This is a genomic window from Collimonas antrihumi, from assembly GCF_018304965.1.
Classification (GTDB): Bacteria; Pseudomonadota; Gammaproteobacteria; order Burkholderiales; family Burkholderiaceae_D; genus Collimonas; species Collimonas antrihumi.
On the sequence record NZ_JAGQED010000003.1, the window covers coordinates 101,931 to 123,091 of the forward strand.

General features: G+C 57.8%; 22 protein-coding genes. 14 read left to right on the forward strand and 8 right to left on the reverse strand.

Annotated features, from left to right (window positions below):
* Positions 1–45: 45 nt before the first annotated feature.
* The 3 genes from KHU29_RS04445 to KHU29_RS04455 all read left to right on the forward strand — a co-directional run bounded on the left by KHU29_RS04445 (position 46) and on the right by KHU29_RS04455 (position 3,739).
* The gene (locus KHU29_RS04445; protein ID WP_211451487.1) at positions 46–1,308 is read left to right on the forward strand and encodes a Glu/Leu/Phe/Val dehydrogenase dimerization domain-containing protein; all 1,263 of its coding nucleotides are present in this window, start codon (positions 46–48) and stop codon (positions 1,306–1,308) included.
* 45 nt (positions 1,309–1,353) lie between these two features.
* Complete coding sequence (gene hppD / locus KHU29_RS04450; protein ID WP_211451488.1) at positions 1,354–2,430, forward strand: 4-hydroxyphenylpyruvate dioxygenase; 1,077 nt, start codon at positions 1,354–1,356, stop codon at positions 2,428–2,430.
* Between the two features lie 220 nt (positions 2,431–2,650).
* The gene (locus tag KHU29_RS04455) at positions 2,651–3,739 is read left to right on the forward strand and encodes a porin (protein ID WP_211451489.1); all 1,089 of its coding nucleotides are present in this window, start codon (positions 2,651–2,653) and stop codon (positions 3,737–3,739) included.
* Positions 3,740–3,785: 46 nt separating this feature from the next.
* Here the strand turns inward: KHU29_RS04455 and KHU29_RS04460 are convergent, their stop codons facing one another.
* From KHU29_RS04460 to modA, 3 genes are all read right to left on the reverse strand, one after another.
* Positions 3,786–4,469, reverse strand: a complete 684-nt coding sequence (locus KHU29_RS04460) for an ATP-binding cassette domain-containing protein (protein WP_211451490.1) — start codon at positions 4,467–4,469, stop codon at positions 3,786–3,788.
* A gap of 13 nt (positions 4,470–4,482) precedes the next feature.
* Positions 4,483–5,163 (reverse strand): molybdate ABC transporter permease subunit, encoded by a 681-nt coding sequence (modB, locus tag KHU29_RS04465; RefSeq protein WP_211451491.1) that lies wholly within the window; start codon positions 5,161–5,163, stop codon positions 4,483–4,485.
* A gap of 69 nt (positions 5,164–5,232) precedes the next feature.
* Complete coding sequence (gene modA / locus KHU29_RS04470; RefSeq protein WP_211451492.1) at positions 5,233–6,006, reverse strand: molybdate ABC transporter substrate-binding protein; 774 nt, start codon at positions 6,004–6,006, stop codon at positions 5,233–5,235.
* A gap of 211 nt (positions 6,007–6,217) precedes the next feature.
* Here modA and KHU29_RS04475 point away from each other — a divergent pair, with 211 nt between their 5' ends.
* From KHU29_RS04475 to KHU29_RS04495, 5 genes are all read left to right on the forward strand, one after another.
* Positions 6,218–6,586, forward strand: coding sequence for a winged helix-turn-helix domain-containing protein (locus KHU29_RS04475; RefSeq protein ID WP_211451493.1), 369 nt, complete (start codon positions 6,218–6,220; stop codon positions 6,584–6,586).
* 50 nt (positions 6,587–6,636) lie between these two features.
* Positions 6,637–8,388: a ClcB-like voltage-gated chloride channel protein gene (locus KHU29_RS04480; RefSeq protein WP_211451494.1), complete on the forward strand. Its 1,752-nt coding sequence runs from the start codon at positions 6,637–6,639 to the stop codon at positions 8,386–8,388.
* A gap of 194 nt (positions 8,389–8,582) precedes the next feature.
* Complete coding sequence (locus KHU29_RS04485) at positions 8,583–8,837, forward strand: GlsB/YeaQ/YmgE family stress response membrane protein (RefSeq protein ID WP_211451495.1); 255 nt, start codon at positions 8,583–8,585, stop codon at positions 8,835–8,837.
* Complete coding sequence (locus KHU29_RS04490; protein ID WP_211451496.1) at positions 8,837–9,376, forward strand: hypothetical protein; 540 nt, start codon at positions 8,837–8,839, stop codon at positions 9,374–9,376. Before KHU29_RS04485 ends, KHU29_RS04490 begins: the two co-directional genes overlap by 1 nt.
* A 189-nt stretch (positions 9,377–9,565) precedes the next feature.
* Positions 9,566–10,474: a 23S rRNA (adenine(2030)-N(6))-methyltransferase RlmJ gene (locus KHU29_RS04495; RefSeq protein WP_211451497.1), complete on the forward strand. Its 909-nt coding sequence runs from the start codon at positions 9,566–9,568 to the stop codon at positions 10,472–10,474.
* 34 nt (positions 10,475–10,508) lie between these two features.
* Here KHU29_RS04495 and msrB read toward each other — a convergent pair whose 3' ends face one another.
* The gene (gene msrB, locus KHU29_RS04500) at positions 10,509–10,994 is read right to left on the reverse strand and encodes a peptide-methionine (R)-S-oxide reductase MsrB (protein ID WP_211451498.1); all 486 of its coding nucleotides are present in this window, start codon (positions 10,992–10,994) and stop codon (positions 10,509–10,511) included.
* A 314-nt stretch (positions 10,995–11,308) separates the two neighbouring features.
* Here msrB and KHU29_RS04505 point away from each other — a divergent pair, with 314 nt between their 5' ends.
* From KHU29_RS04505 to pnuC, 3 genes are read left to right on the forward strand one after another with little or no spacing between them, the layout of a single operon-like run.
* Entirely contained in the window at positions 11,309–13,486 is a 2,178-nt protein-coding gene (locus KHU29_RS04505; protein ID WP_211451622.1) for a TonB-dependent siderophore receptor, read from the forward strand.
* 19 nt (positions 13,487–13,505) lie between these two features.
* Positions 13,506–14,729 carry a phosphotransferase enzyme family protein gene (locus tag KHU29_RS04510; protein WP_211451499.1) on the forward strand — a complete coding sequence of 408 codons (1,224 nt, stop codon included), beginning with the start codon at positions 13,506–13,508 and terminating at the stop codon, positions 14,727–14,729.
* On the forward strand, positions 14,729–15,331 hold the full coding sequence (pnuC, locus tag KHU29_RS04515; RefSeq protein WP_211451500.1) for a nicotinamide riboside transporter PnuC: 603 nt from the start codon (positions 14,729–14,731) through the stop codon (positions 15,329–15,331). The genes KHU29_RS04510 and pnuC overlap by 1 nt, the downstream gene beginning before the upstream one ends.
* Before the next feature lie 285 nt (positions 15,332–15,616).
* Here the strand turns inward: pnuC and KHU29_RS04520 are convergent, their stop codons facing one another.
* Entirely contained in the window at positions 15,617–16,543 is a 927-nt protein-coding gene (locus KHU29_RS04520) for a methylglyoxal synthase (protein ID WP_211451501.1), read from the reverse strand.
* A 128-nt stretch (positions 16,544–16,671) separates the two neighbouring features.
* Here KHU29_RS04520 and greB point away from each other — a divergent pair, with 128 nt between their 5' ends.
* Entirely contained in the window at positions 16,672–17,241 is a 570-nt protein-coding gene (gene greB / locus KHU29_RS04525; RefSeq protein WP_211451623.1) for a transcription elongation factor GreB, read from the forward strand.
* A gap of 202 nt (positions 17,242–17,443) precedes the next feature.
* Here greB and KHU29_RS04530 read toward each other — a convergent pair whose 3' ends face one another.
* From KHU29_RS04530 to KHU29_RS04540, 3 genes are all read right to left on the reverse strand, one after another.
* Positions 17,444–18,136, reverse strand: coding sequence for a glutathione binding-like protein (locus tag KHU29_RS04530; RefSeq protein ID WP_211451502.1), 693 nt, complete (start codon positions 18,134–18,136; stop codon positions 17,444–17,446).
* 64 nt (positions 18,137–18,200) lie between these two features.
* A complete protein-coding gene (locus KHU29_RS04535) occupies positions 18,201–19,403 on the reverse strand; it encodes a pyridoxal phosphate-dependent aminotransferase (RefSeq protein WP_281416071.1) in 1,203 nt (400 codons plus the stop codon).
* A 96-nt stretch (positions 19,404–19,499) separates the two neighbouring features.
* Positions 19,500–20,036, reverse strand: coding sequence for a putative toxin-antitoxin system toxin component, PIN family (locus KHU29_RS04540; protein ID WP_211451503.1), 537 nt, complete (start codon positions 20,034–20,036; stop codon positions 19,500–19,502).
* Positions 20,037–20,247: 211 nt separating this feature from the next.
* Between KHU29_RS04540 and KHU29_RS04545 the strand changes: the two genes are divergently transcribed.
* On the forward strand, positions 20,248–20,757 hold the full coding sequence (locus KHU29_RS04545) for a GNAT family N-acetyltransferase (RefSeq protein WP_211451504.1): 510 nt from the start codon (positions 20,248–20,250) through the stop codon (positions 20,755–20,757).
* A 100-nt stretch (positions 20,758–20,857) separates the two neighbouring features.
* A complete protein-coding gene (locus KHU29_RS04550; RefSeq protein ID WP_211451505.1) occupies positions 20,858–21,109 on the forward strand; it encodes a transcriptional regulator in 252 nt (83 codons plus the stop codon).
* Positions 21,110–21,161: the final 52 nt, after the last annotated feature.

Consider the following 21,161-nt stretch of genomic DNA (forward strand, 5'->3'; position numbering starts at 1 on the left):
ACAACGTACAACGTTATTGCAGCTACAGATATCCCTAGGAGAAGTATGAAGGCTTTACTCAATGCGTTTGAAAGCAAAGCGCCGGAAATCGTCTTTGAATGGCATGACGCGGAAACCCCGGCGCGCGGCTGGATTGTCATCAATTCGCTGCGCGGCGGTGCCGCCGGCGGTGGCACCCGCATGCGCAGCGGCCTGGACCGGCGCGAGGTCGAGTCGCTGGCGAAGACCATGGAAGTCAAATTCACCGTCTCCGGCCCGGCCATCGGCGGCGCTAAATCGGGCATCGATTTCGATCCTGCCGATCCGCGCAAGGATGGCGTGCTGAGCCGTTGGTACAGGGCGGTGACGCCATTGCTCAAAACCTATTACGGCACCGGCGGCGATTTGAATGTCGATGAGGTCCATGAGGTGATTCCGATGACCGAAAGTTATGGTCTGTGGCATCCGCAGGAAGGAATCGTAAATGGCCATTTCCAGCCTAGCGATAGTGAGCGGATCCAGAAAGTAGGGCAGTTGCGCATGGGCGTGGCCAAGGTGGTGGAAGACGTGCGCTACACGCCGGCTGCCAGCCGCAAATACCTGGTGGCAGACCTGATCACCGGCTGGGGCGTGGCCGAATCCGTATTGCATTACTACCGCTTGTATGGCGGTAGCGTAGAAGGCAAGCGCGTGATCGTGCAGGGCTGGGGTAATGTCGGCTCGACTGCTGCGTATTACTTGTCCAAGGCCGGTGCGCGCGTGGTCGGCATCATCGACCGCAATGGCGGCCTGGTCAATGCCGGCGGCTTCAGCCATGAAGAAGTGCATGCCTTGTTCCTCGCCAAGCAGGGCAACCAGTTGATCGCCGAGAACATGCTGTCCTTCGAGGCTTGCAATGCAGCGATCTGGAGCATCGGCGCCGATATCTTCCTGCCTTGCGCCGGCTCGCGCCTGGTCAGGCAGGAGCAGGTGGATCAACTGATCGCCAACGGCCTCGAAGTGGTTTCCAGCGGCGCCAACGTGCCGTTTGCCGACAGCGACATATTCTACGGCCCGATCTATGAGCACGCCGATAACCGCGTCGCCGTGATACCGGATTTTGTCGCCAATTGCGGCATGGCGCGCGCCTTCGCATTCCTGATGCAAAGCCAGGTCGAGATATCGGATGAAGCCATCTTCGGCGACGTCTCGGCAACGGTGGCCGCCGCTCTTGAAAAATGCCACAGCCATTCCGCCAGCCATACCGGTATTGCGAAAGTGGCTTTTGAAATCGCCTTGCAGCAATTGATTACGCCAGAAATCCCGGGGCAAGCTGCTACCCGCAGCTGATCCGTTTCGACCCGGTCCACCAGACTTTATTTGCAGGAGTACACCATGTCCGATCTGTTTGAAAACCCTATGGGCCTGTGCGGCTTTGAATTCGTCGAGTTCGCATCGCCAACGCCGAACGTGCTGGAGCCGGCGTTCGAAGCCATGGGCTTCGTCAAGGTGGCGCGTCACCGCTCCAAGGATGTGACGCTGTATCGCCAGGGTGATATCAATTTCATCATCAACTACGAGCCGAAAAGTCCTGCTTATTACTTTGCTAAAGAGCATGGCCCGTCGGCGTGCGGCATGGCGTTTCGTGTCCATGATGCGCACCTGGCTTACCAGCGCGCGCTGGAGCGCGGCGCCGAGCCGATGGAGATCAATACCGGTGTGATGGAGCTGCGCTTGCCGGCGATCAAAGGCATCGGCGGCGCGCCGCTGTATCTGATCGATCGTTTCACTCCGGGCAAATCGATCTATGACATCGATTTTGAATTCATCGAGGGCGTCGAGCGCAATCCTGCCGGCGCCGGCCTGAAAACCATCGACCATCTGACCCACAACGTGTACCGCGGCCGGATGGCGCACTGGGCTGCCTTTTACGAGCGACTGTTCAATTTCCGCGAAGTCCGCTATTTCGACATCAAAGGCGAATACACCGGGCTGACATCCAAAGCGATGAGCGCGCCAGACGGCAAGATAAGGATTCCCCTAAATGAAGAGTCATCCAAGGGTTCTGGCCAGATCGAAGAATTCCTGATGCAGTTCAATGGCGAAGGGATCCAGCATATTGCTTTGCAAACAGACAACCTGGTAAAGACCTGGGATGCGTTGAAGAAAATGGGCACGCCGTTCATGACAGCGCCGCCGGCAACCTATTACGAGATGCTGGAAGGGCGTTTGCCCGGCCACGGCGAGCCGACCGGCGAACTGCAAGCGCGCGGCATCCTGCTGGATGGCGTCTCGGACGACCAGGGTCAACGCCTGCTGCTGCAGATTTTTTCAGCAACTACCCTGGGTCCGGTGTTTTTCGAGTTTATCCAGCGTAAAGGCGATGAAGGCTTCGGCGAAGGCAATTTCAAGGCGCTGTTCGAGTCGATCGAGCGCGATCAGATACGCCGCGGCGTCCTGAAATCGGAATAAATCTAGTGGGGTTTTTACAACAGCTTGTCTTGGGGGAAAGTTGTGCTGATATGATGTCCGTTCAGCCTTACCCCCCCGACAACGCTGAAATGGCAGCACGCTAGTAGCAAGTAGTAAGGGGCAAGTAGAAGTGGCGGTAAGGCGATGGCTAAGGCGACGTAGCAATATGTGGCCATGCCATCGAAAAAAATCTAAAAATGTTCAACCTATGGAGACGTGCATGAAAAAAATTACTTTGTTATTGGCTGCGGCGGGGTTGGTCAGCGGCGGCGCTATGGCGCAAACCAATGTCACCATCTACGGTATTGTCGACACCAGCATCCGATATCTCAGCAGCGATAACGCAGCCGGACAGAAAAACTTCATAGTCACGAATGGCGCGATCTCGAACAGTCGTTTGGGCTTCAAAGGCTCTGAAGATCTGGGCGGTGGCCTGAAAGCGATTTTCCGTCTCGAGAGTGGCTTTAATTCCGACACCGGCGGCATGTCCAGCCCTGGTGTCTTGTTCAACCGTCATTCCTACGTTGGTCTGAAAGGCAGTTTCGGCCAGATTACCGTGGGCCGTCAACAGACTCCGCTGTTCGATCTCATGGCAGATTACTTCGATCCGCTGACAGTCGGCAATTACGACCAGAATGCATGGATGCCAGCTGGCGCGACCCTGGTCCGCAATTCGAACATGCTCAAGTATTACGGCACGTTCGGCGGCCTGGCAGCAGGTGTGAGCTATGCTGCGGGCGAGCAGGCCGGATCGGTCAGGCGCGGTAGTCAGATCGGCGGCACGCTGGCTTATACCGCTGGCCCGTTTGCCATTGGCGGCGGCTTTCAGCAAACTGTCAGCCCGACCAATTCGGACTGGAAAGACACTGCCTATAACCTGAGCCTTTCCTACACCTTGGGCGCGGCCAAGCTGTTCGGCGGCTACTATCGGATCAAGGACAGCACTGGCACCACTCCTGCGTATTTCGGCGTTTCGAACAGCGTGGCTGCCATGAACGGCGGCATCGGCGGTGTCGAGCGTAAGGACAATGCTTACTTCCTGGGTGCGACCTTCCAGGCAACTCCAGCCTGGTCGCTGACAGCGGCTGGCTATTACGACAAGAGCAAGAACGTCACGGTCGCGACCTTGGGCAATCTGGGCGACGGCACTCGTTACGCGCTGGTCGGTGTTGCGGAATATGCCTTGTCCAAACGGACCCAGGTCTACGGTACGGTGGATTACAACAAGGCTAAGAATGCAGCCTTGTCGGAACTGGTTGGCAAGGATAGCGTGACTGGTGTCGCCGTCGGTATCCGTCACATTTTCTAAGCAAAGAAATCAAGTAACCAAAAGCGCAGCTTCGGCTGCGCTTTTTTTACGTCCTGGCGGATGGCGCCGGCGCAATCATGCCGTCGCGGATCTCGAATATTTCGTCACCCAGCAAGGCCAGGTCCGCAGGATCGTGGGTGATCACCATCATCGGCACGTTCAATTGCTTTTGCAGCTCGGACAATTCACGGCGCATCCTGTCGCGCAAACTCAAATCCAGCGCAGAAAACGGTTCGTCCAGCAACAAGATATCCGGTTCGAGCACCAATGCCCTGGCTAGCGCCACGCGTTGTCGCTGGCCGCCCGATAATTGATGCGGATAGCTATTGGCGGCGGCGCTCAGTTCGAACGAGGCCAGCCATTTCCTTACAGCCGGATGATCCTGCGGGTGGCGCAGATTGAAGCAGCCTGAACGCAAGCCGAAAGCCACGTTCTGGGCCGCGGTAAGGTGGGGGAACAGAGCGTAGTCCTGGAACAGATAGGCGACCTTGCGCTCTTGTGGCGGCAGACAGATTCCGGCCGCGCTATCGAACAATGGCTTTTGCTTGAGGCGTATCAGGCCATCGTCAGGTGTCAGCAAACCGGCGATCGCCTGCAAGGTCAGGCTCTTGCCGGCGCCGGAAGGGCCGTAAAGCACCACGCGGTCGCTCTCGGTATGCAGGGCGATATCGAGATTGAAGCCGCGATCGTCGGCTTGCAGATGTTTGCGTATACGGATTTCGATGGTCATGGCAAGGTCGTCATCATCGCGATTGCCTGCGCCGCTGGCTTTTCGGCAGCAGGCGGCCGGCGATCAGCAACACCACAATGCAGGTCGCCGAAGTAATCAGCACCAGCAGGTTGGCAGTCTGGTCGTCGCCGGCTTGTACGGCCTCATAAATGGCGACCGATAAGGTCTGGGTGCGGCCTGGCAGATTGCCGGCGATCATCAGGGTGGCGCCGAACTCGCCTAATGCCCGGGCGAAGGCCAGCAATACACCTGCAGCAATACCCTTGGACGCTAACGGCAAAGTGACGCGGAAGAACACGCCGGCTTGCGACACACCCAGCACGCGGGCGGCATTTTCGAGTTGTACATCGACATTGTCAAAGGCGGCGCGGGCTGATTTCAGGACCAGCGGGAAGGCAACGATGGTGGCGGCGATCACCGCGCCTTGCCAGGTGAATACCAGCTCGATGCCCCATTTTTCCAGCCAGGCGCCGAACACGCCGCGGCGGCCCAGCAGCACCAGCAGATAATAGCCAAGCACTGTCGGCGGCAATACCAGCGGCAGGGTCAGGATAGCATCCACCAGATCGCGCGCTGGCGAGCGCCAGCGCGACAAGCCATAGGCGGCAGCGACACCGAACAGCATGTTAAGCAGTGTCGCCCAGCCTGCAACTTTCAACGACAGCGTCAGGGCAACCCATACTCCGCTGTTCATGGTTTTTGCTTTCTATTCACTGCTTACCCTTGATGCTGTGCTGAAGAGCTTGACGATAACACTCTGTCATCAGGGTTTCAAGAAGCCATAGCGCGCCAGTGTGGCCTGGCCGGTCGGCGACAGAACATACGCGACGAATTTGGTTGCCATGTCAGCTTGCCTGGTATTGGCGGTGACGGCGATCGGGTAGCTGACTGTGGTTTGGGCAGGTACGCGCATTGCAACCTTGACCTTGTCCGGCATGATCGCGGCATCGGTGGAAAAAACGAAACCGGCTTCGACTTCGCCGCGCGCCACATAATCCAGGCTCTGCCGTACGTTTTGCGCTGGCACGCCCTTGGCGGCAACCGCATCCCACAGGTTCGCGTGTTCCAGCGCAGCCTTGGTGTAACGGCCGACCGGCACCGAAGCCGGATTGCCGTATGCGATGCGCTTGACCGCCGGCTGGGTCAGATCCTGCAATTGCTGGATGTGCAGCTGGCTATCGGCCGGCACGATCAGCACGATCTGGTTATTCGCAAAGTTCTTGCGGCTGCCGGCGACCACCGCTTTTTCAGCTTCGGCCTTGTTCATGGCTTCCTGGTCGGCGGAAGCAAATACGTCTGCCGGCGCGCCTTTGACGATTTGCTGCAGCAAGACGTCGGATGCAGCGAAGTTGAGTATCACCTTGGTATCCGGATATTGGGCTTCAAACGACTGGCCCAGATCTCTGAAAGCATTGGTCAGGCTGGCGGCAGCCGAAACTACCAGATCGGCCGCATGCACTGCCGGCGTCAGCAGCATCAGAGGGAGGGCGCTAGCAAGAACGAGGCGTTTAAGAGGAAGTAACATCCGAAGCAACATCGCAATATCTCCTGGGCGGCAAATGGCAAAAAGGCAAAAAGGCAAAAACGAAATATATGGCAGGATACAGCGCAGGTCAACTTTAATAATATTTGCACCGAGTTGAAACGGGGTTGGAAGCGCGTTGAAACACCGTGAAATCCTGCTGGCGCAGCGTGCTTGTCAATAAAATACCTGAATCGCTGCCGGCCTCCTTGCTACAATCCCGCATATGGCAAATTCCAAATCGATTCGACTCAGAGTGATGCAGGGCGACGCAATCGCCTTCGGTCCTGGCAAGGCGGCGCTGTTGCTAGCCATCCATCAAAGCGGTTCGATTTCTGCTGCTGCGCGCGCTATCGGCATGTCTTATCGCCGCGCCTGGCTGCTGGTAGAGGCAATGAACCAATGCTTCAAGTCGCCGCTGGTGGCGACCGCGACTGGCGGCGCAAAAGGCGGCGGCGCACAAGTCACGCCAATCGGGCATGAGATCATCGCCCGTTATCAAGCAATGCAAATCAAGGCGGAAGCGGCGGTGGCTGCCGATATGGCGTATTTCGACGCGCTGATGGCGGCGCCTGATAGCCCGGCAGCCCAGTAGCCAGGTAACGCGGCAGTATCCCAACCACTATCTCCTTGCCATCGCACATTATGCTCCCACGTAGCACGCTCTTAAGATACCGGATTCGCCTGCAGCGGCAGTTCCATTTTTCGGAAAGCCACTCGATGCTGTTATGGGCAGCGGTGGTTGGTTTCCTGGGGGCGCTGGCGACGATGCTTTTCCGTGAGTGCATCTACGGCTTGCAGCAGCTGCTGACTGGCCAGAGCGGCAGTTTTGTCGCCATGGCCAAAAGCTTGCCGTGGCCGATGCGGTTGTTGTTGCCGGCCGCCGGTGGCTTGATAGCCGGCGCGATCCTGTTGCTGGCGAAGCGCATGCCGTCCAGCGCTACCTCGGACTACATGGAAGCGGTAGCGATTGGCGACGGCAACATTCCGGTGCGGCAGAGTTTGTTGCGTAGTTTGTCTTCGCTGGCGACAGTGGTCAGCGGCGGTTCGATCGGGCGCGAAGGGCCGATGGTGCAGCTGGCGGCGCTGGCGGCATCGCTGGTGGGCCGTTTCACGCACTTCAACCCGGCGCGCTTGCGCCTGCTGGTGGCGTGCGGCGCGGCGGCCGGGATTACCTCTGCCTACAACGCGCCGATTGCCGGCGCATTTTTCGTGACTGAAATCGTGCTGGGTGCGATTGTCATGGAGAGTTTCGGGCCGGTGGTGGTGGCCTCGGTGGTCGCCAACATCACCATGCGCGAATTGCCCGGCTACCATCCGGCCTATGAGATGCCGCCGTTCCCGCCGATCGCCGGCATCGAGATCTTGTGGTTCGTGTTGCTAGGCATTATGGCCGGCATCGCCGCACCGCAATTCCTGCGTTTGCTGGGATTTTCCAAAAAACTGTTTACCAAGACCGCGTTGCCGTTACCGCTTCGGCTGGGCCTGGGTGGCTTGCTGGTAGGCCTGATTTCGATCTGGGTGCCGGAGGTCTGGGGTAACGGCTATAGCGTGGTCAATTCGCTGCTGCATACGCCTTGGCTGTGGTGGAGCGTATTGCTGATGCTGTTGTTCAAGGTGGTGGCCACCGCTATCACCACCGGCTCCGGCGCGGTCGGCGGCATCTTCACGCCGACGCTGTTTGTCGGCGCCGCCATCGGTTATCTGTTTGGCCAGGCGTTGCATGTCGTGCTGCCAGCCACCACCTCGGCGCCGTTTGCCTATGCGATGGTGGGCATGGGCGCGTTCCTGGCGGCGGCGACCAGCGCGCCGCTGATGGCGATCCTGATGATTTTCGAGATGACCTTGAGCTATCAGGTGGTGTTGCCGCTGATGTTGTCCTGCGTGGTGGCTTACTTCATTGCGCGCAGTATCAACGGCGCTTCCATGTACGACATCACGATCAAGCGGAATCGCGACGCGCAAGAGCGGATACGCCTGCGCGGCATCCACATGAGCGAACTGATCCGGCCGGCGGATACCGTGCTGCCGCTGACGGCATCGTTTGCTGAAATCAGCGGGCTGTTCCTGAAATATCCGGTTAAATATATTTACATCGTCGACCAGCGCTATCGCTATTGCGGCGTGGTGGCGTTGCAAGACATTACTTCCTGCCTGCTGGAGAAGAGCGATACGCAAACGCGGGTGGCGGAAGATTTTGTGCGGCGCGAATTCCTGCATGTGGTGACGCCGGAGATGTCCCTGGGGGATGCGTTGCAGTCTTTCCTGGATCATCAGGGCGAGCGGTTGCCGGTGGTGCGCAGCCATGAGGATCCGGAATTGTTGGGCGCGGTCTACAAGACCTCCTTGCTGGATGCGTATTTCCGGCTGGATCGCGCGCAAGAGCTGCATGCATAGCGCAGTCTGAAACAGAAAATTTGCGGACAATATTGCCAGTTTGATATTTATTTTAGTGGCTCTGAGGCAATATTTCACATAAATTTGCTGTCCAGACACTGCGCGGCAGCAAGCTTTGCTCTATATTGGACGCCGGGCCGCCGGTTTTACTACAACAAGCGGCCCGCAGCCAATAACAACTCTTAGGAGCTTCAATGGAAATTCTGTGGACAATTGTCGTAGGTTTCATAGTTGGCGTGATTGCTAAGTTGATTCATCCAGGGAAGGAGAACATGGGTTTTATCATGACTACCTTGCTGGGCATTGCCGGTTCGTTTTTGGCGGGTTATGTCGGCCAGGCTCTGGGCTGGTACCACGCCGGCCAAGGCGCGGGCTTCATCGGCTCCATCGTTGGCGCTTTCATCCTGTTGCTGATCTACGGCTTTGTCAAAGGCAAGGCAGCGAGCTGATGCTAGACCGGCTGCGCGGGCGCAAGCCTGCCAAGGAGGTAGCGGGAATCCTGATTCCCGCTTCCGAACATGCGCTGCACACGGTGCGTCAGCGCTGCCGGCAGATGGTGGCCAAGCGCGCGCTGCTGTCTGCCGGCGCTTCGGCGCTGCCGATCATGGGCGTCGATATCGCAGTCGATATCCATTTGCTGTCGCGCCTGATCGAAGACATCAATGCCGAATTCGGCATGACGCCGCAACAGATCGAAAAACTCCAGCCTAAACTCAAGGTGGCAACCTATAGCACGATCGTCGGCCTCGGCAGCACGCTGGTGGGCCGGATGGTGACACGTGAGCTGATGCTTAAAATCCTCACGCGCAGCGGCGTCAAGCTGGTGTCGAAGAACGCTACCCGGCTGGTGCCTATCGCCGGCCAGATGGTGTCGGCGGCGATTGGTTTTTCTGCATTCCGGGCTATCGGAAACCGGCATATCGAAGCTTGCGTCAAGGTGGCCGAAGAGATGTTGAAAATGCAAGCTGAAGATCGCTTGGTCGAATAGCTTTTCGAATAGCTTTTTCTTATCGATTGCTGCAATGTTAGAATGCGGGTCGTTTGCGCACGGGGCGCTTTGCTGCACTACTTTTTGCACTACGCAGTTCCCAAGCCACCTCGCCGCACTTCTGCACAGTAGCCGACCGCTTCTTTGATGTAGAGTGTGGCAACACACTTCACCACGATAGAGTTTCCTATGTTGAGTTACCGCCATGCCTTCCATGCGGGCAATCATGCCGATGTGCTGAAGCACTTGGTCACCATCCAGTTATTGCGTTACCTGGGCCAGAAAGATACCTCCTACATGGTCATCGACACCCATGCCGGCGCTGGCGTATATGCGCTGGATGGCGGTTATGCGTCGAAAAACGCCGAGTTCGAGACTGGTATCAGCCGCCTTTGGGATCGCAAGGATCTGCCGCCGGCGGTGGCGGAGTATGTAGACGTAGTCCGCCAGTTGAACCCCGACGGCAAGCTGCGCTACTACCCGGGCTCACCATATTGCGCCGATGCCGTCATGCGTGAGCAGGATCGCCTGCGCCTGTTTGAGCTGCATCCGAGCGACGGCAAGATCCTGACCGATAATTTCCGCCGCCTGGAGGCCGAGCGCAACCCGCGCGGCAATGGCCGCGGTAAACGCGTCATGATCCATCTGGGCGATGGCTTCCTCGGCCTGAAGGCATTGCTGCCGCCGCCATCGCGCCGCGGCCTGGTGCTGATCGATCCGCCGTATGAGGTCAAGGAAGATTACCGCCACGTCAAGAACACCATTGAAGACGCGCTGATCCGTTTTTCCACCGGCACCTACGCCGTCTGGTATCCGCTGTTGAACCGGATGGAGTCACGCCAGATGCCGGACAAGCTGAAGCGCATGAAAGCCAACGGCTGGCTGAACGTCACGCTGACGGTGAAGACGCCATCGCCGGACGGCTTCGGCTTGCACAGCAGCGGCATGTTCGTGATCAACCCGCCATGGACGCTGGAGCCGATGCTGAAAGAATTGATGCCTTACCTGGTCAAGGTGCTGGGCACCGATTCCGGCGCCGGCTTTACGCTGGAATCGGGACAGACCAAGGCTGTCGATACCGGCACTCGCCGCGTATAAGACTGAGTGCAAGGCTGTAGATTTGAGCCCAGGTTCAGATTTCAGGTTTGAACGTCAGCACGGCGCCGTTCATGCAATAACGCAGCCCGGTAGGTTTCGGGCCATCGTCAAATACGTGGCCCAGATGGCCGCCGCAACGGCGGCAATGCACTTCGGTGCGCTTCATGCCGAACGTGGTATCGGTCCTGGTGGCAATCGCGTTTGGCAGCGGTTGCCAGAAGCTGGGCCAACCGGTGCCGCTATCGAATTTGTTCCTGGACGAAAAAGCCGCTAAATCGCAACCGGCGCAAAAATAGGTGCCTGCGCGTTTTTCATGGTCGAGCGGGCTGGAAAACGGCCGCTCCGTACCTTCCTGCCGCAAGATTGCATACTGGACTGCCGTCAGCCGTTGTTTCCATTCGGCATCGGTGTGGGTGATTTCAAAGGTTTCAGCGGCAAACCCCCGCCGCCCAAGGATTGCCAGGCCACCCGTCAACATCGCTGCGCCAGTTCTCAAGATCATATTGCGTCGGCTAACCATGAGCGCACCTCCTTTGGATTTCAAATTGCGTCATATTGGTATACGAAGAAATAGGAGTTGTGGATGCAAAGGTCGATATTGCTCACGCTCTAATTCCAATCTAATCAAAAAGACGGATAATGCGAGTCCTGTTTTAATCGCCTCCGGATTTTTAGACTTCATATATACGCGTTAATCAATTGGCATGTATATATAACAACAAAATAATGATAAATATAAAAGAATCTCACTCTGTAGCTAACCGCACCCGCACGTTGCCATTGCCAGCCAGAAAAAAACTGTTGATTACATTAATTGCCGCAGCCACCGCCCACATGGCGCATGCGCAAAGCATTTCCGATCAAAAAGAGACTGCGGAAAATGTTCCCGCACAGACCGGGCAAGCGCAGACCAAAGTGGACAGCGCCCCGACGTTGCCGACCATCACCGTAACCGGTGCCGGACCCGGCGCCGATAGTTATCGCAAGAGATCAGCTTCGGTTGGGACATTTGGCGAGGCTTCCTTGCTGGATACACCGGCTTCGATTTCAGTCATCACGCGTGGCCAGCTGGACGACCAGCAGTCGCGTTTGCTGAGTGAAGTAGTGCGCAACGATGCCGCGGTCGGCGACAATTACGCGCCGGTCGGCTACTACGAAAACTTTACCATTCGCGGGTTTGCGCTGGATCTGGCATCGAGTTACCAGATCAATGGCATGAGCATTGCCGGCGAGCAGAATGTGGCGCTTGAAAATAAAGAGAGCGTTGAAATCCTGAAGGGACTGGCCGGCCTGCAAAGCGGCATGGCTGCTCCCGGCGGCCTGATCAACTATGTGACCAAGCGTCCGGCCGATGTGCGCTCTGTCACGCTTGAGACGGACTCGCGCGGCTCGCGGTACCTGGCGGCCGATATCGGCACCTTGTTCGGCGAGCAAAAACAGTTCGGCATCCGCATCAACGCCGCCCACGAAAGCCTGCATTCGTATGTGAACGACGCCGACGGCGAGCGCAATTTCGCTTCGCTGGCCGCCGACTGGGTGATCACACCGCAGGCGCGGCTGCAATTCGACGCCGAGTATCAGCATCGCGAGCAACGCTCCGCACCGGGCTACCAGTTGTTGGGGGGCACGGTCATCCCAAGCAATGTCTCGCCGGAAAAATTGCTCGGCGCGCAACCGTGGGCCAAGCCGGTAACGATCAACTCGGTCAACCTGAACCTTCGCCTGGATCTTGACCTGACACCGGACTGGCACGCGTATATGGCGGCCAGCCGCAGCCGGGTGGTGATCGACGATAACTCGGCATTTCCGTATGGTTGCGGTTATGGCGCCACCTGCGGCGACGGCGGGACGCCAGCGCGTTATTTCAGTGCCGGCGGCGATTTCGATATCTACGATTATCGTTTTCCTGACGACACGCGACGTAACGACCAGTTGCAGGCGGTGCTGCAAGGGCATCTCGATACCGGCAAGCTGCGTCACGACCTGACCTTGGGGGGAAGCATGTTCCGCCGCACCGTGGCGCAGAGCGATGGCGTCAATGAATTTGTCGGCAGCGACAATATCTACAACCCGAATCCGATCGTCTATGCGCCGTCGCCGTTGACGCCGGACGCTTCCTATCTGCGCCTGGATAGCCGGCAGAAGGCTTTGTTTGCGGTCGATCGCCTGAGTTTCAATCCGCAATGGCAACTGATCGCAGGCGCCCGCCAGGTGTGGGTAAATGAACGGGCGCTGGATATTACCGGCGCGGCTACGCGCACCACAGAAAAATCATTGCTGTTGCCGCAGATCGCCCTGGTATACAAACCGCAAGCGGACCTGACGCTGTACACCAGCTACAGCAAGGGTTTGACGATGGGCGGCCAGGCGCCGTGGTGGACCGAGAATGCCTTTACCTTCTTGCCGCCGACCGTGTCGCGTCAGGTTGAAGCCGGCGTCAAATACGACTGGCGCGACCAGCTCAGCCTGAGCGCAGCCATATTCCAGATGACCAAGCCTTACGAATATCCAATGCCGGACGAGAATGGTTTTACCTATGTCCAGCAAGGTACCGAAACGCATCGCGGGATAGAACTGAGCGCAGCCGGCCAGGTCACCAAGCAACTGCGGCTGACGGCCAGCATGGCCATGATTCAGGCACGCGCTGAGGATACCGGCACACCGGCTTATGACGGCCATCAAGCCATCAACGTGCCGCGGCTGCGCGCCGCCCTGTATGCAGCCTACACGGTGCCGCAGATTACCGGCCTGAGTGTGCTAGGCGGTTGGCAATACAGCGGCACCAAAGCGGCCACGCGGGAAGGCAACGTCGACGTGCCGGCTTATTCTTTGTTCAATGCCGGCTTGCGTTACAAGACCAGCTTGTCGGGGCATGCTACGGTGGTGCGCCTGAGCGTGGATAATCTGTTCGACAAGCGTTATTGGAAAGATGTCGGCGAATACATCGGTGACGGCTATCTGCATCTGGGCGCACCGCGTACCGCCCGCTTGTCGGTTCAGTACGACTTTTGATCCGGATCAGGAACGCCGCATGAGCGACCCAAGACAAGATGACGCAACCGGCCAAGGCGTGCCTGCGGTGTTGAGCCACGGCATGGGGCTGGATGCGGTGGCGTCGAGCTGGCCGGCATTGACCCTGGATGAAGTGGCGCGGCTATTGCGCCACTATCCGCAGGTCGCGCAGGTCGGCGCAGTCACGCGCCTGAATTGGCACAGCCCGCGGCCGTTTTCCAGTGCTTGCGTCGCGGACACGGAATCGGGCCCGGTATTTGTAAAGCGCTTGTTGCGAGTGATCCGGACTGCGGACGAGTTGACGGATGAACACCGCTTCATGGCCCATCTGCGGCTGCATGGAATGGCAGTCAGCGACGTATTGCAAGCCAGCGACGGCAGCACCGCCCATGCCGAAGGTGACTGGACGTACGAGGTGCAGCGCGTCGGGCCCGGCGTTGACCGCTATCGCGATGCGACCTCATGGACTCCTTTCATCAACACTGCGGATGCGGCGGCTGCAGGCAGCGCGCTGGCCCGGCTGCATCTCGCGGCGCGCGGTTACGATGCGCCTGCGCGCAGCATCAAATTGCTGGCGTCCGGCTTTACCCTGTTCAATACTGAAGAGCCGCAAGAAGTGCTGAGCAGGATCGGGGATTACATACAGGAGCGGCCGGCATTGGCAGACTACCTGGCGCAGCGTGACTGGCAACAGGAAGTGATGCGCGTGCTGTTGCCGTTCCATGCACGCTTAAGCCCCATGTTGCACGGCTTGACGCCCTTATGGACGCATAACGACTGGCATGCTTCCAATTTGCTGTGGCAAGCGGACGGACCGGTTGCGGTAGCAACCGTGCTGGATTTCGGGCTGGCCGATCGTACCTGCGCCGTCTACGATCTTGCCATCGCCATCGAGCGCAACCTGATCGAGTGGCTGGCCCTGCCATCGATGCCTGTCGATCGACGCAGCCTGGTGCATATCGATCAATTGGATGCCATGCTCGATGCGTACGAGGCGGTAAGTCCGTTGTCAGCGCTGGAGGCGGCCGCCTTGCCGGCATTGCTACCTTTGGCGCATGCTGAATTTGCGCTGTCGGAGCTGGCGTATTTTCATGGTGTGCAGAAATCTGCAGAGAACTCGGCGCTGGCCTACGATACTTATTTCCTCGGCCATGCCGAGTGGTTCAATAGCGATGCCGGCCAATATCTGCTGGATCATCTGCAGCGCCGCAGCGACCGTAAAAACAATCTACAGGAGTCCTGATGTCAGGCTTGGAAATCAGTGCAGTCATCATCAGCGCCTTGGCAGTGTGGCTGACTGCGCGCCGCCATTTGTGGTGCTGGCCGATCGGCCTGGTCTCGGTGCTGCTGTATGCACGGATATTCCTGGACGCGAAACTGTATTCGGACTTGTTGCTGCAATTGATCTTTGCGGTCATGCAGTTGTACGGCTGGTGGCAGTGGAGCAGGGCCGGGGCGGACCAGAACAATAGCCAGCCAGACACCCGTCATATTCAACCGCAGCGCTTGCCGAAATCCGGCTTGCTGGCAGGCCTGCTGGCCGGGGCGCTAGGGAGCGTGGTGCTGGGTTATGTCATGGCCAGTTTTACCGATGCGCACATTCCTTGGCTGGATTCGGCGCTGACCAGTTTCAGCCTGGTGGCCCAGTTCTGGATGGCGCGCAAATACGTCGCCAACTGGTGGCTGTGGATCGTGGTCGACATCATCTATGTCGGCGTATATATCTACAAAGACCTGAATCTGACCGCGGGTTTGTATGCCGCGTTCATCGTGCTGGCCATTATCGGCTTGCGCAACTGGCAGCGGCAACTGGTTGGCAATCAACCTGCAGCCGCCGCGGCATAATTCAAGCTGCCACGCTCCGCAAGGCCTATTGAGGTGAACAATAAGGGGTTGCACTACACCGTAGACCAACTCAAGCCGGACAAAAGGCCGCGCCGCGCAACCGCTACTATCGCGACAATCCGCCCACCGCCGTGGTCGCTCAAGGCGTCATGGCAGCAAAGAAAATGTCCGCTCTAAAGCGTAGTCGAGGTGTCTAAAATGCTCAAAAAAGCGGACATCTCAACTTTGCTCAAAGCGGACATTTCAACTTTGCCTTTACACACCCAACAAAATCCTGGCGGCAGATTAGCGTTTTGCCAATGCGGCGCGCTGGTGCAACAAGGTCAGCCAGCGTTCGCCGCATTCAGCATCGCTGATACACAGCGCGTAGTCGGTGACGGTGCGGGCAGCGCGTTCCAGCAGTTGGATATCCGCTTCGTGCTGGCGCGCGACGTGCGGATCTTCCAGAAACAGGACGCGCCGGCATTGCTGGCGATCCAGGATCAGTTCAGCGATCTGGGCATCGCCGCCCAGCGGGCCGCTGAGGAAGGGTTTTACCCAGTTGCGTCCGGCTTCCTCGCCTTTGATTTTTTGCGCCAGCTTATTGAGCAGGCTGCCGGTGGTGCCGGTGGCGCAGCGAAATGCAAACTGGTCGAGCAGCGGGAAATGACGTTCCGCAATGTCCAGCATCCGCTCTTTCATGGCGTCGTGTGCAATCAGCGCGATGCCTTCCTGCCCCAGATTGAAAGTCGGGTCGAGTTCTGGATTCGGTGCAGCGCCGGCCGCCATGCCTTCCAGCTCCAGCCATTCGCGGGCGCCGGCCAGCGTCGATAAAAACGGCTTTCCGTGAATCACGCATTGCCGCTTCAAGGCTACCGCTTCCGGAAAGGTCGACGACGGATCGACCGGATCCATCAGGTAGATCACCGCATCCAGGTTGCGCGCCGGATCGGCGTCGACCACCCGTGACACCAGTTTCATCAGGCCGCCGTGACGGCCGTAAGGGAAGCGTTCGATATGCGGGTAGTCAACCAGCAAGCCGAGCTGCTGCATGGCGTCCAGCGTGCGGCCGACCACGATCAGTTGCGGCTTCAATTGCTGCTCGATGAGATGGCGGCTGCCCGTGAGCAGTTGCGCCAGCGCCGAATCGGGGCCGTGCTGATGGCTACGGCTGGTGGCGAGGCCGATCCGGAAAGGAGAGGAAGAGGCATTGCGGGAAGAATTGGCAGGCATATGACGGAATCTAAAGTCAACACGGGCAACATTGCACCAGCCCGACTTTACCATACCGCAATGCAAGAAAAGCCATGCTTCAGAGTCAAATCTGTAGTCGCGGCGCAATTGGAACTACAATGTCAGCTATGAACAAGGCATTTGTAAAAGAATCTGAAGGCGATGACGACGATCTGGAATTCGGACTGCCGCCGATCCCGCCCGGCACCAGGAATTACATGACGCCGGAAGGCTATCAACGCATGAAAGACGAGCTGTTGCGTCTGATTGATGTGGATCGGCCGGAAGTGGTGCGCATCGTTTCCTGGGCCGCCTCGAACGGCGATCGTTCCGAAAACGGCGATTATATTTATGGCAAGCGCCGGCTGCGTGAAATCGACCGCCGCATCCGCTTTTTAACCAAGCGCCTGGATTTGGCCGAAGTGGTCGATCCGAGCGTGCATCACGGCCGCGACCAGGTATTTTTTGGCGCCACGGTGACTTACCAGAATCACGCCGGCGAAGAGCACACGGTGACCATCGTCGGCATCGATGAACTCGATCCCTTGCATGGCAAGATCAGCTGGATTTCTCCGGTGGCGCGTGCGTTGACCAAGGCCCATGAAGGCGAGAGCGTGACCTTGCTGACGCCGGCCGGGCTTGATGAACTGGAAATATTGGCGGTTAGTTATCCTGAAGCTGGAAAAGTTGGTGGTTAGCTACCCACAGTTCTTAATGCCGTTAAGTTAAGCCGCGAACGGTATTCTTTAGATGGACCAATGCGGTCACTGCGTCATCCCCGCGAACGCGGGGATCCATGTTGCACAGTATGGTGGTTAAAATGGATTCCCGCGTTCGCGGGAATGACGTGCCAAGCGCTATAACCGGTAACCTTGACTTAACGGCATTACCCACAGTTCTTTATCTTTTTTGATATTGCTGAGCGCCAAACAGGATATCCCGCGCCTTGTCGTCGGTCAGTGGCTTGCGGGCCGAGGCCAGCACTTCGACGCCGCGCTTGACCGCAGGGCGCGCGCTGATCGTATCGAACCAGGCTTTCAGATGCGGAAAGTCGCCCAGTTCTATGCCCTGGTTTTTCCAGGAACGAATCCATGGGAAAGTGGCGATGTCGGCGATCGTATATTCATTGCCGGCGAGGTAATGGTGTTGTGATAATTGCTTGTCGATCACGCCATAGATGCGCTTGGCTTCGTTGGTATAGCGATTGACGGCGTACTCTATCTTTTCCGGCGCGTAGATGCGGAAATGGTGAGTCTGGCCCAGCATTGGTCCGACTCCGCCCATCTGGAACATCAGCCATTGCAGGGTGTTGAATTTCTCGCGATCGGTATGGCCGAGGAATTTACCGCTCTTGCCGGCCAGGTAAACCAGGATCGCGCCCGACTCGAACAGGGAAATCGGCTTGCCGTCCGGGCCGTCGGCATCGACGATGGCCGGAATCTTGTTGTTGGGTGAAATCGACAGGAAGTCCGGCTTGAACTGGTCGCCGGCGCCGATGTCGACTGCGTGCACACGATAGGGCAGGCCCAATTCTTCCAGCAGGATGTGTACCTTGTGACCGTTCGGTGTGGCCCAGCTATAGACATCGATCATGACCATTTCCTTTTTGTATGTGGTGGTGCTTGCGTTGTTTGTTTCGTGCGCGTTTGAAATGTGTTCAGATTTTTGCCAATCGCTGCAGCGCCTGCTGCAAGGTCTGGTCTTGTTTGGCGAAGCAGAAACGGACGATGCCCGATTCACGCGGAGATTGATAGAACGCTGATACCGGAATTGCAGCGACGCCGATTTCAGAAGTCAGCCAGATCGCGAATTCGGCCTCGCTCAACGATGAGATGGCGGAGTAATCGACGCACAGGAAATAGGTGCCGTCGGCCGGTAGCAGTTTAAAGCGCGTTTGCTTCAAGCCATCGCGAAACAGGTCGCGCTTGTGTTGATAAAACGCCGGCAGTTCCAGGTAGGGCGCGGGATTTTGCATGTACTGCGCAATGCCATGCTGCACCGGCGTGTTGACGGTGAAAACATTGTATTGATGAACTTTGCGGAATTCCGCGGAAAGCGCCGCCGGCGCCGCCACATAGCCGATTTTCCAGCCGGTGACGTGATAGGTCTTGCCAAAACTGGAAACGACAAAGGCGCGCGCCGCGAGTTCGGGATGGCGGCAAATCGATTCGTGGCGTACACCGTCGAACACCATGTGCTCATAGACTTCATCTGACAAGATCAGGATTCCGGTCCCGCGCACGATATCTTTCAGCGCTTCGATATCGGCCAGGGTCAGTACGCTGCCGGTCGGATTGTGCGGCGAATTGATCATGATCATGCGGGTGCGCGGGCTGACTGCCGCTGCAATCCGGTCCCACGGTATGGCGTAACCATCGGCGCCCAGCGTCATTTGCACTAGCACCGGCTTGCCGCCGGCCAGTTCGATGGCTGGCGCATAGCTGTCGTACGCCGGTTCAATCACGATCACTTCGTCGCCCGTATGCACCGCGCACAGGATGGCGGTCAGCAAGCCCTGGGTGGCGCCGGCGGTGACGGTGATGTCGGTGGCCGGATCGTAGCTGTGGCCGTACAGTTTTTCGATTTTAGCGGCGATGGCCTGGCGCAAAGCCGGCACACCTGCCATCGGCGGGTACTGGTTGAAGCCGTTCTTCATGGCGTCGGTAACCGCATCGACCAAGACCGGATCGCAATCGAAGTCGGGGAATCCTTGCCCCAGGTTCACCGCCGATTTTTCGCTGGCGAGCGTCGACATCACCGTAAAAATAGTGGTGCCGACCTTGGGGAGTTTGGATTGAAGCTGTTTGGCAGCGCGGTCTGCGGCAATGTCGCCGCCAGGAATTCTTAAATCACGGTTCATCTGCTATCAATCTCGGAGTCTGTCTGAATCTGGCATTTTAGCGTTTTGTCCGAGACTGCACAGCCGGTTGCGAATTTCTGTGGGCTAAAGAACGGACTAGAAACCCACCGCGGCCGGCAAGCCCCATGCCTGCGGCGGAATGATGGCGAAAAGGCCTATCTTGGCCGTCTTGCGCGCCAGTTTCAGCAACGCTTTGTCTTTGGTGATCAAGGTAGTGGCGTGGGCGCCCAACGCCAGTTCGAGGAATTTCTGGTCGTCCGGATCCGTGCAGATGGGCAGGCGGATGTCGGTGCGCGGTGTCAGCGCTTCGGCTGCCAGGCAGGTGATCAAGGTGTCAAATTCGGCATTGAAGGCGGCCCGGGTGTCATCGGTGATGGGGAGATGTGAATAATGCAACACCATTTGCCATTCCTGGCGGCAGTCGGCGCGGGTGACAGCTTCGACTGCGCCGCTTTGCAATGCCGCCATCAAGCCGGCCCACCGCGGATCGTGGAAAACAAACAGATCGAGGCAGACATTGGTGTCGATGACGATGCGTGGTTTGCCTTGGCGGCTTTGGGCTGTTGCGGGTGTGTCGGCGGGTAGGTCGCCGGGTAGGTCAGCGGGGAGGTCAGCGGGTAGGTCAGAATTCATGCGGATTTCCATCAAGCGGTAGCGCGCATTTTACCTCGGCCGCCAGTCCGTCAAGCCATCTTCCGGCAGGAGCGAGAAAGTGGCGGCGGAATGATGTACGTCGCCAGGCCAACGGGCCGAGACGTAATTACCGTTCGGTAGACAATTATCATCCTAGTGCTTATGCTCCCATGCTACAGGTAAATTCCCACCCAAAGGAAAAACGAAGCCCATGAAAGTTCTTGAGACAGAGCGTTTGATTTTGCGTACCTTGAATGAGGACGATGCTGAATTTTATCTACGGCTGGTGAACCAGCCTTCATGGCTGCGGTTCATCGGCGACCGCGGCATCAGAACGCTGGAAGCGGCACGCGAGGCGCTCCTGAACGGCCCGATAGCAGCACAGGAGCGTTATGGATTCAGTTTCTACATGACTGAATTGAAAGATGGCGCGCAGCCGATAGGCATATGCGGCCTGATCAAAAGAGAGACTTTGCCGGACGTCGATATCGGCTATGCCTTTCTGCCGGAGTTTTGGGGCAATGGTTACGCCTACGAGGCTGCATCGGCCGTACTGGAGCATGGCCGTCGGACTTGCGGCCTGCAGCGGATAGTCGCCATTACCGCGCCGGACAATCACCAATCGATCAAAGTGCTGGAAAAAATAGGCCTGAAATTTGAAAAAATGCTGCAGCTCAAGGATGACGGTTCGGAGACGAAATTGTTTGCCAGTCAATTTTAGTGCCGCTGGCCCGGGTGAAAAGCGCTGCCGGCGTTAGCGTGCTATGGTGAGCATTCGCGATGTCACTGGTTATCAGTTGCTGTCACTTCGGGAGGCGAACATGAAGCTAATCGAGCCGGACGAAAAGAAGGATTTCCATGCGATCTTGTCGGCGCAGAATCTGGCTGCCGACGATTTTGAATTGCATGAGGTGGATACGACGGATCCCAAAACCGATGAAATATTCGCGCTTACCGGCTTTGTCACTGTCAGCAGGAAATCCACCGGCCGCAAAAAACAATATCCGACCGGAGACGGTTCGATCTGGGTTGCTGAATTCGAGCGCGATCTGTCGCAAGGCGTTTTTGACTGAGTGACGATAGCAGTTGCCGATGGCGGCATCGCCAGCGCCGAACGGTTTGTTT

Bases quoted from the DNA above. Each gene is read 5' to 3' on its own strand.
- KHU29_RS04455 (WP_211451489.1), top strand. From the start codon at position 2,651: ATGAAAAAAATTACTTTGTTATTGGCTGCGGCGGGGTTGGTCAGCGGC.
- KHU29_RS04530 (WP_211451502.1), bottom strand. From the start codon at position 18,136: ATGATCGATGTCTATAGCTGGGCCACACCGAACGGTCACAAGGTACAC.
- msrB (WP_211451498.1), bottom strand. From the start codon at position 10,994: ATGGTTAGCCGACGCAATATGATCTTGAGAACTGGCGCAGCGATGTTG.
- KHU29_RS04460 (WP_211451490.1), bottom strand. From the start codon at position 4,469: ATGACCATCGAAATCCGTATACGCAAACATCTGCAAGCCGACGATCGC.
- greB (WP_211451623.1), top strand. From the start codon at position 16,672: ATGAACAAGGCATTTGTAAAAGAATCTGAAGGCGATGACGACGATCTG.
- KHU29_RS04480 (WP_211451494.1), top strand. From the start codon at position 6,637: ATGCTCCCACGTAGCACGCTCTTAAGATACCGGATTCGCCTGCAGCGG.
- KHU29_RS04550 (WP_211451505.1), top strand. From the start codon at position 20,858: ATGAAGCTAATCGAGCCGGACGAAAAGAAGGATTTCCATGCGATCTTG.
- KHU29_RS04540 (WP_211451503.1), bottom strand. From the start codon at position 20,036: ATGAATTCTGACCTACCCGCTGACCTCCCCGCTGACCTACCCGGCGAC.
- modB (WP_211451491.1), bottom strand. From the start codon at position 5,163: ATGAACAGCGGAGTATGGGTTGCCCTGACGCTGTCGTTGAAAGTTGCA.
- modA (WP_211451492.1), bottom strand. From the start codon at position 6,006: ATGTTGCTTCGGATGTTACTTCCTCTTAAACGCCTCGTTCTTGCTAGC.
- KHU29_RS04520 (WP_211451501.1), bottom strand. From the start codon at position 16,543: ATGCCTGCCAATTCTTCCCGCAATGCCTCTTCCTCTCCTTTCCGGATC.
- KHU29_RS04535 (WP_281416071.1), bottom strand. From the start codon at position 19,403: ATGAACCGTGATTTAAGAATTCCTGGCGGCGACATTGCCGCAGACCGC.
- KHU29_RS04490 (WP_211451496.1), top strand. From the start codon at position 8,837: ATGCTAGACCGGCTGCGCGGGCGCAAGCCTGCCAAGGAGGTAGCGGGA.
- KHU29_RS04505 (WP_211451622.1), top strand. From the start codon at position 11,309: ATGGCGCATGCGCAAAGCATTTCCGATCAAAAAGAGACTGCGGAAAAT.
- KHU29_RS04445 (WP_211451487.1), top strand. From the start codon at position 46: ATGAAGGCTTTACTCAATGCGTTTGAAAGCAAAGCGCCGGAAATCGTC.
- KHU29_RS04495 (WP_211451497.1), top strand. From the start codon at position 9,566: ATGTTGAGTTACCGCCATGCCTTCCATGCGGGCAATCATGCCGATGTG.
- KHU29_RS04485 (WP_211451495.1), top strand. From the start codon at position 8,583: ATGGAAATTCTGTGGACAATTGTCGTAGGTTTCATAGTTGGCGTGATT.
- KHU29_RS04510 (WP_211451499.1), top strand. From the start codon at position 13,506: ATGAGCGACCCAAGACAAGATGACGCAACCGGCCAAGGCGTGCCTGCG.
- KHU29_RS04475 (WP_211451493.1), top strand. From the start codon at position 6,218: ATGGCAAATTCCAAATCGATTCGACTCAGAGTGATGCAGGGCGACGCA.
- pnuC (WP_211451500.1), top strand. From the start codon at position 14,729: ATGTCAGGCTTGGAAATCAGTGCAGTCATCATCAGCGCCTTGGCAGTG.
- KHU29_RS04545 (WP_211451504.1), top strand. From the start codon at position 20,248: ATGAAAGTTCTTGAGACAGAGCGTTTGATTTTGCGTACCTTGAATGAG.
- hppD (WP_211451488.1), top strand. From the start codon at position 1,354: ATGTCCGATCTGTTTGAAAACCCTATGGGCCTGTGCGGCTTTGAATTC.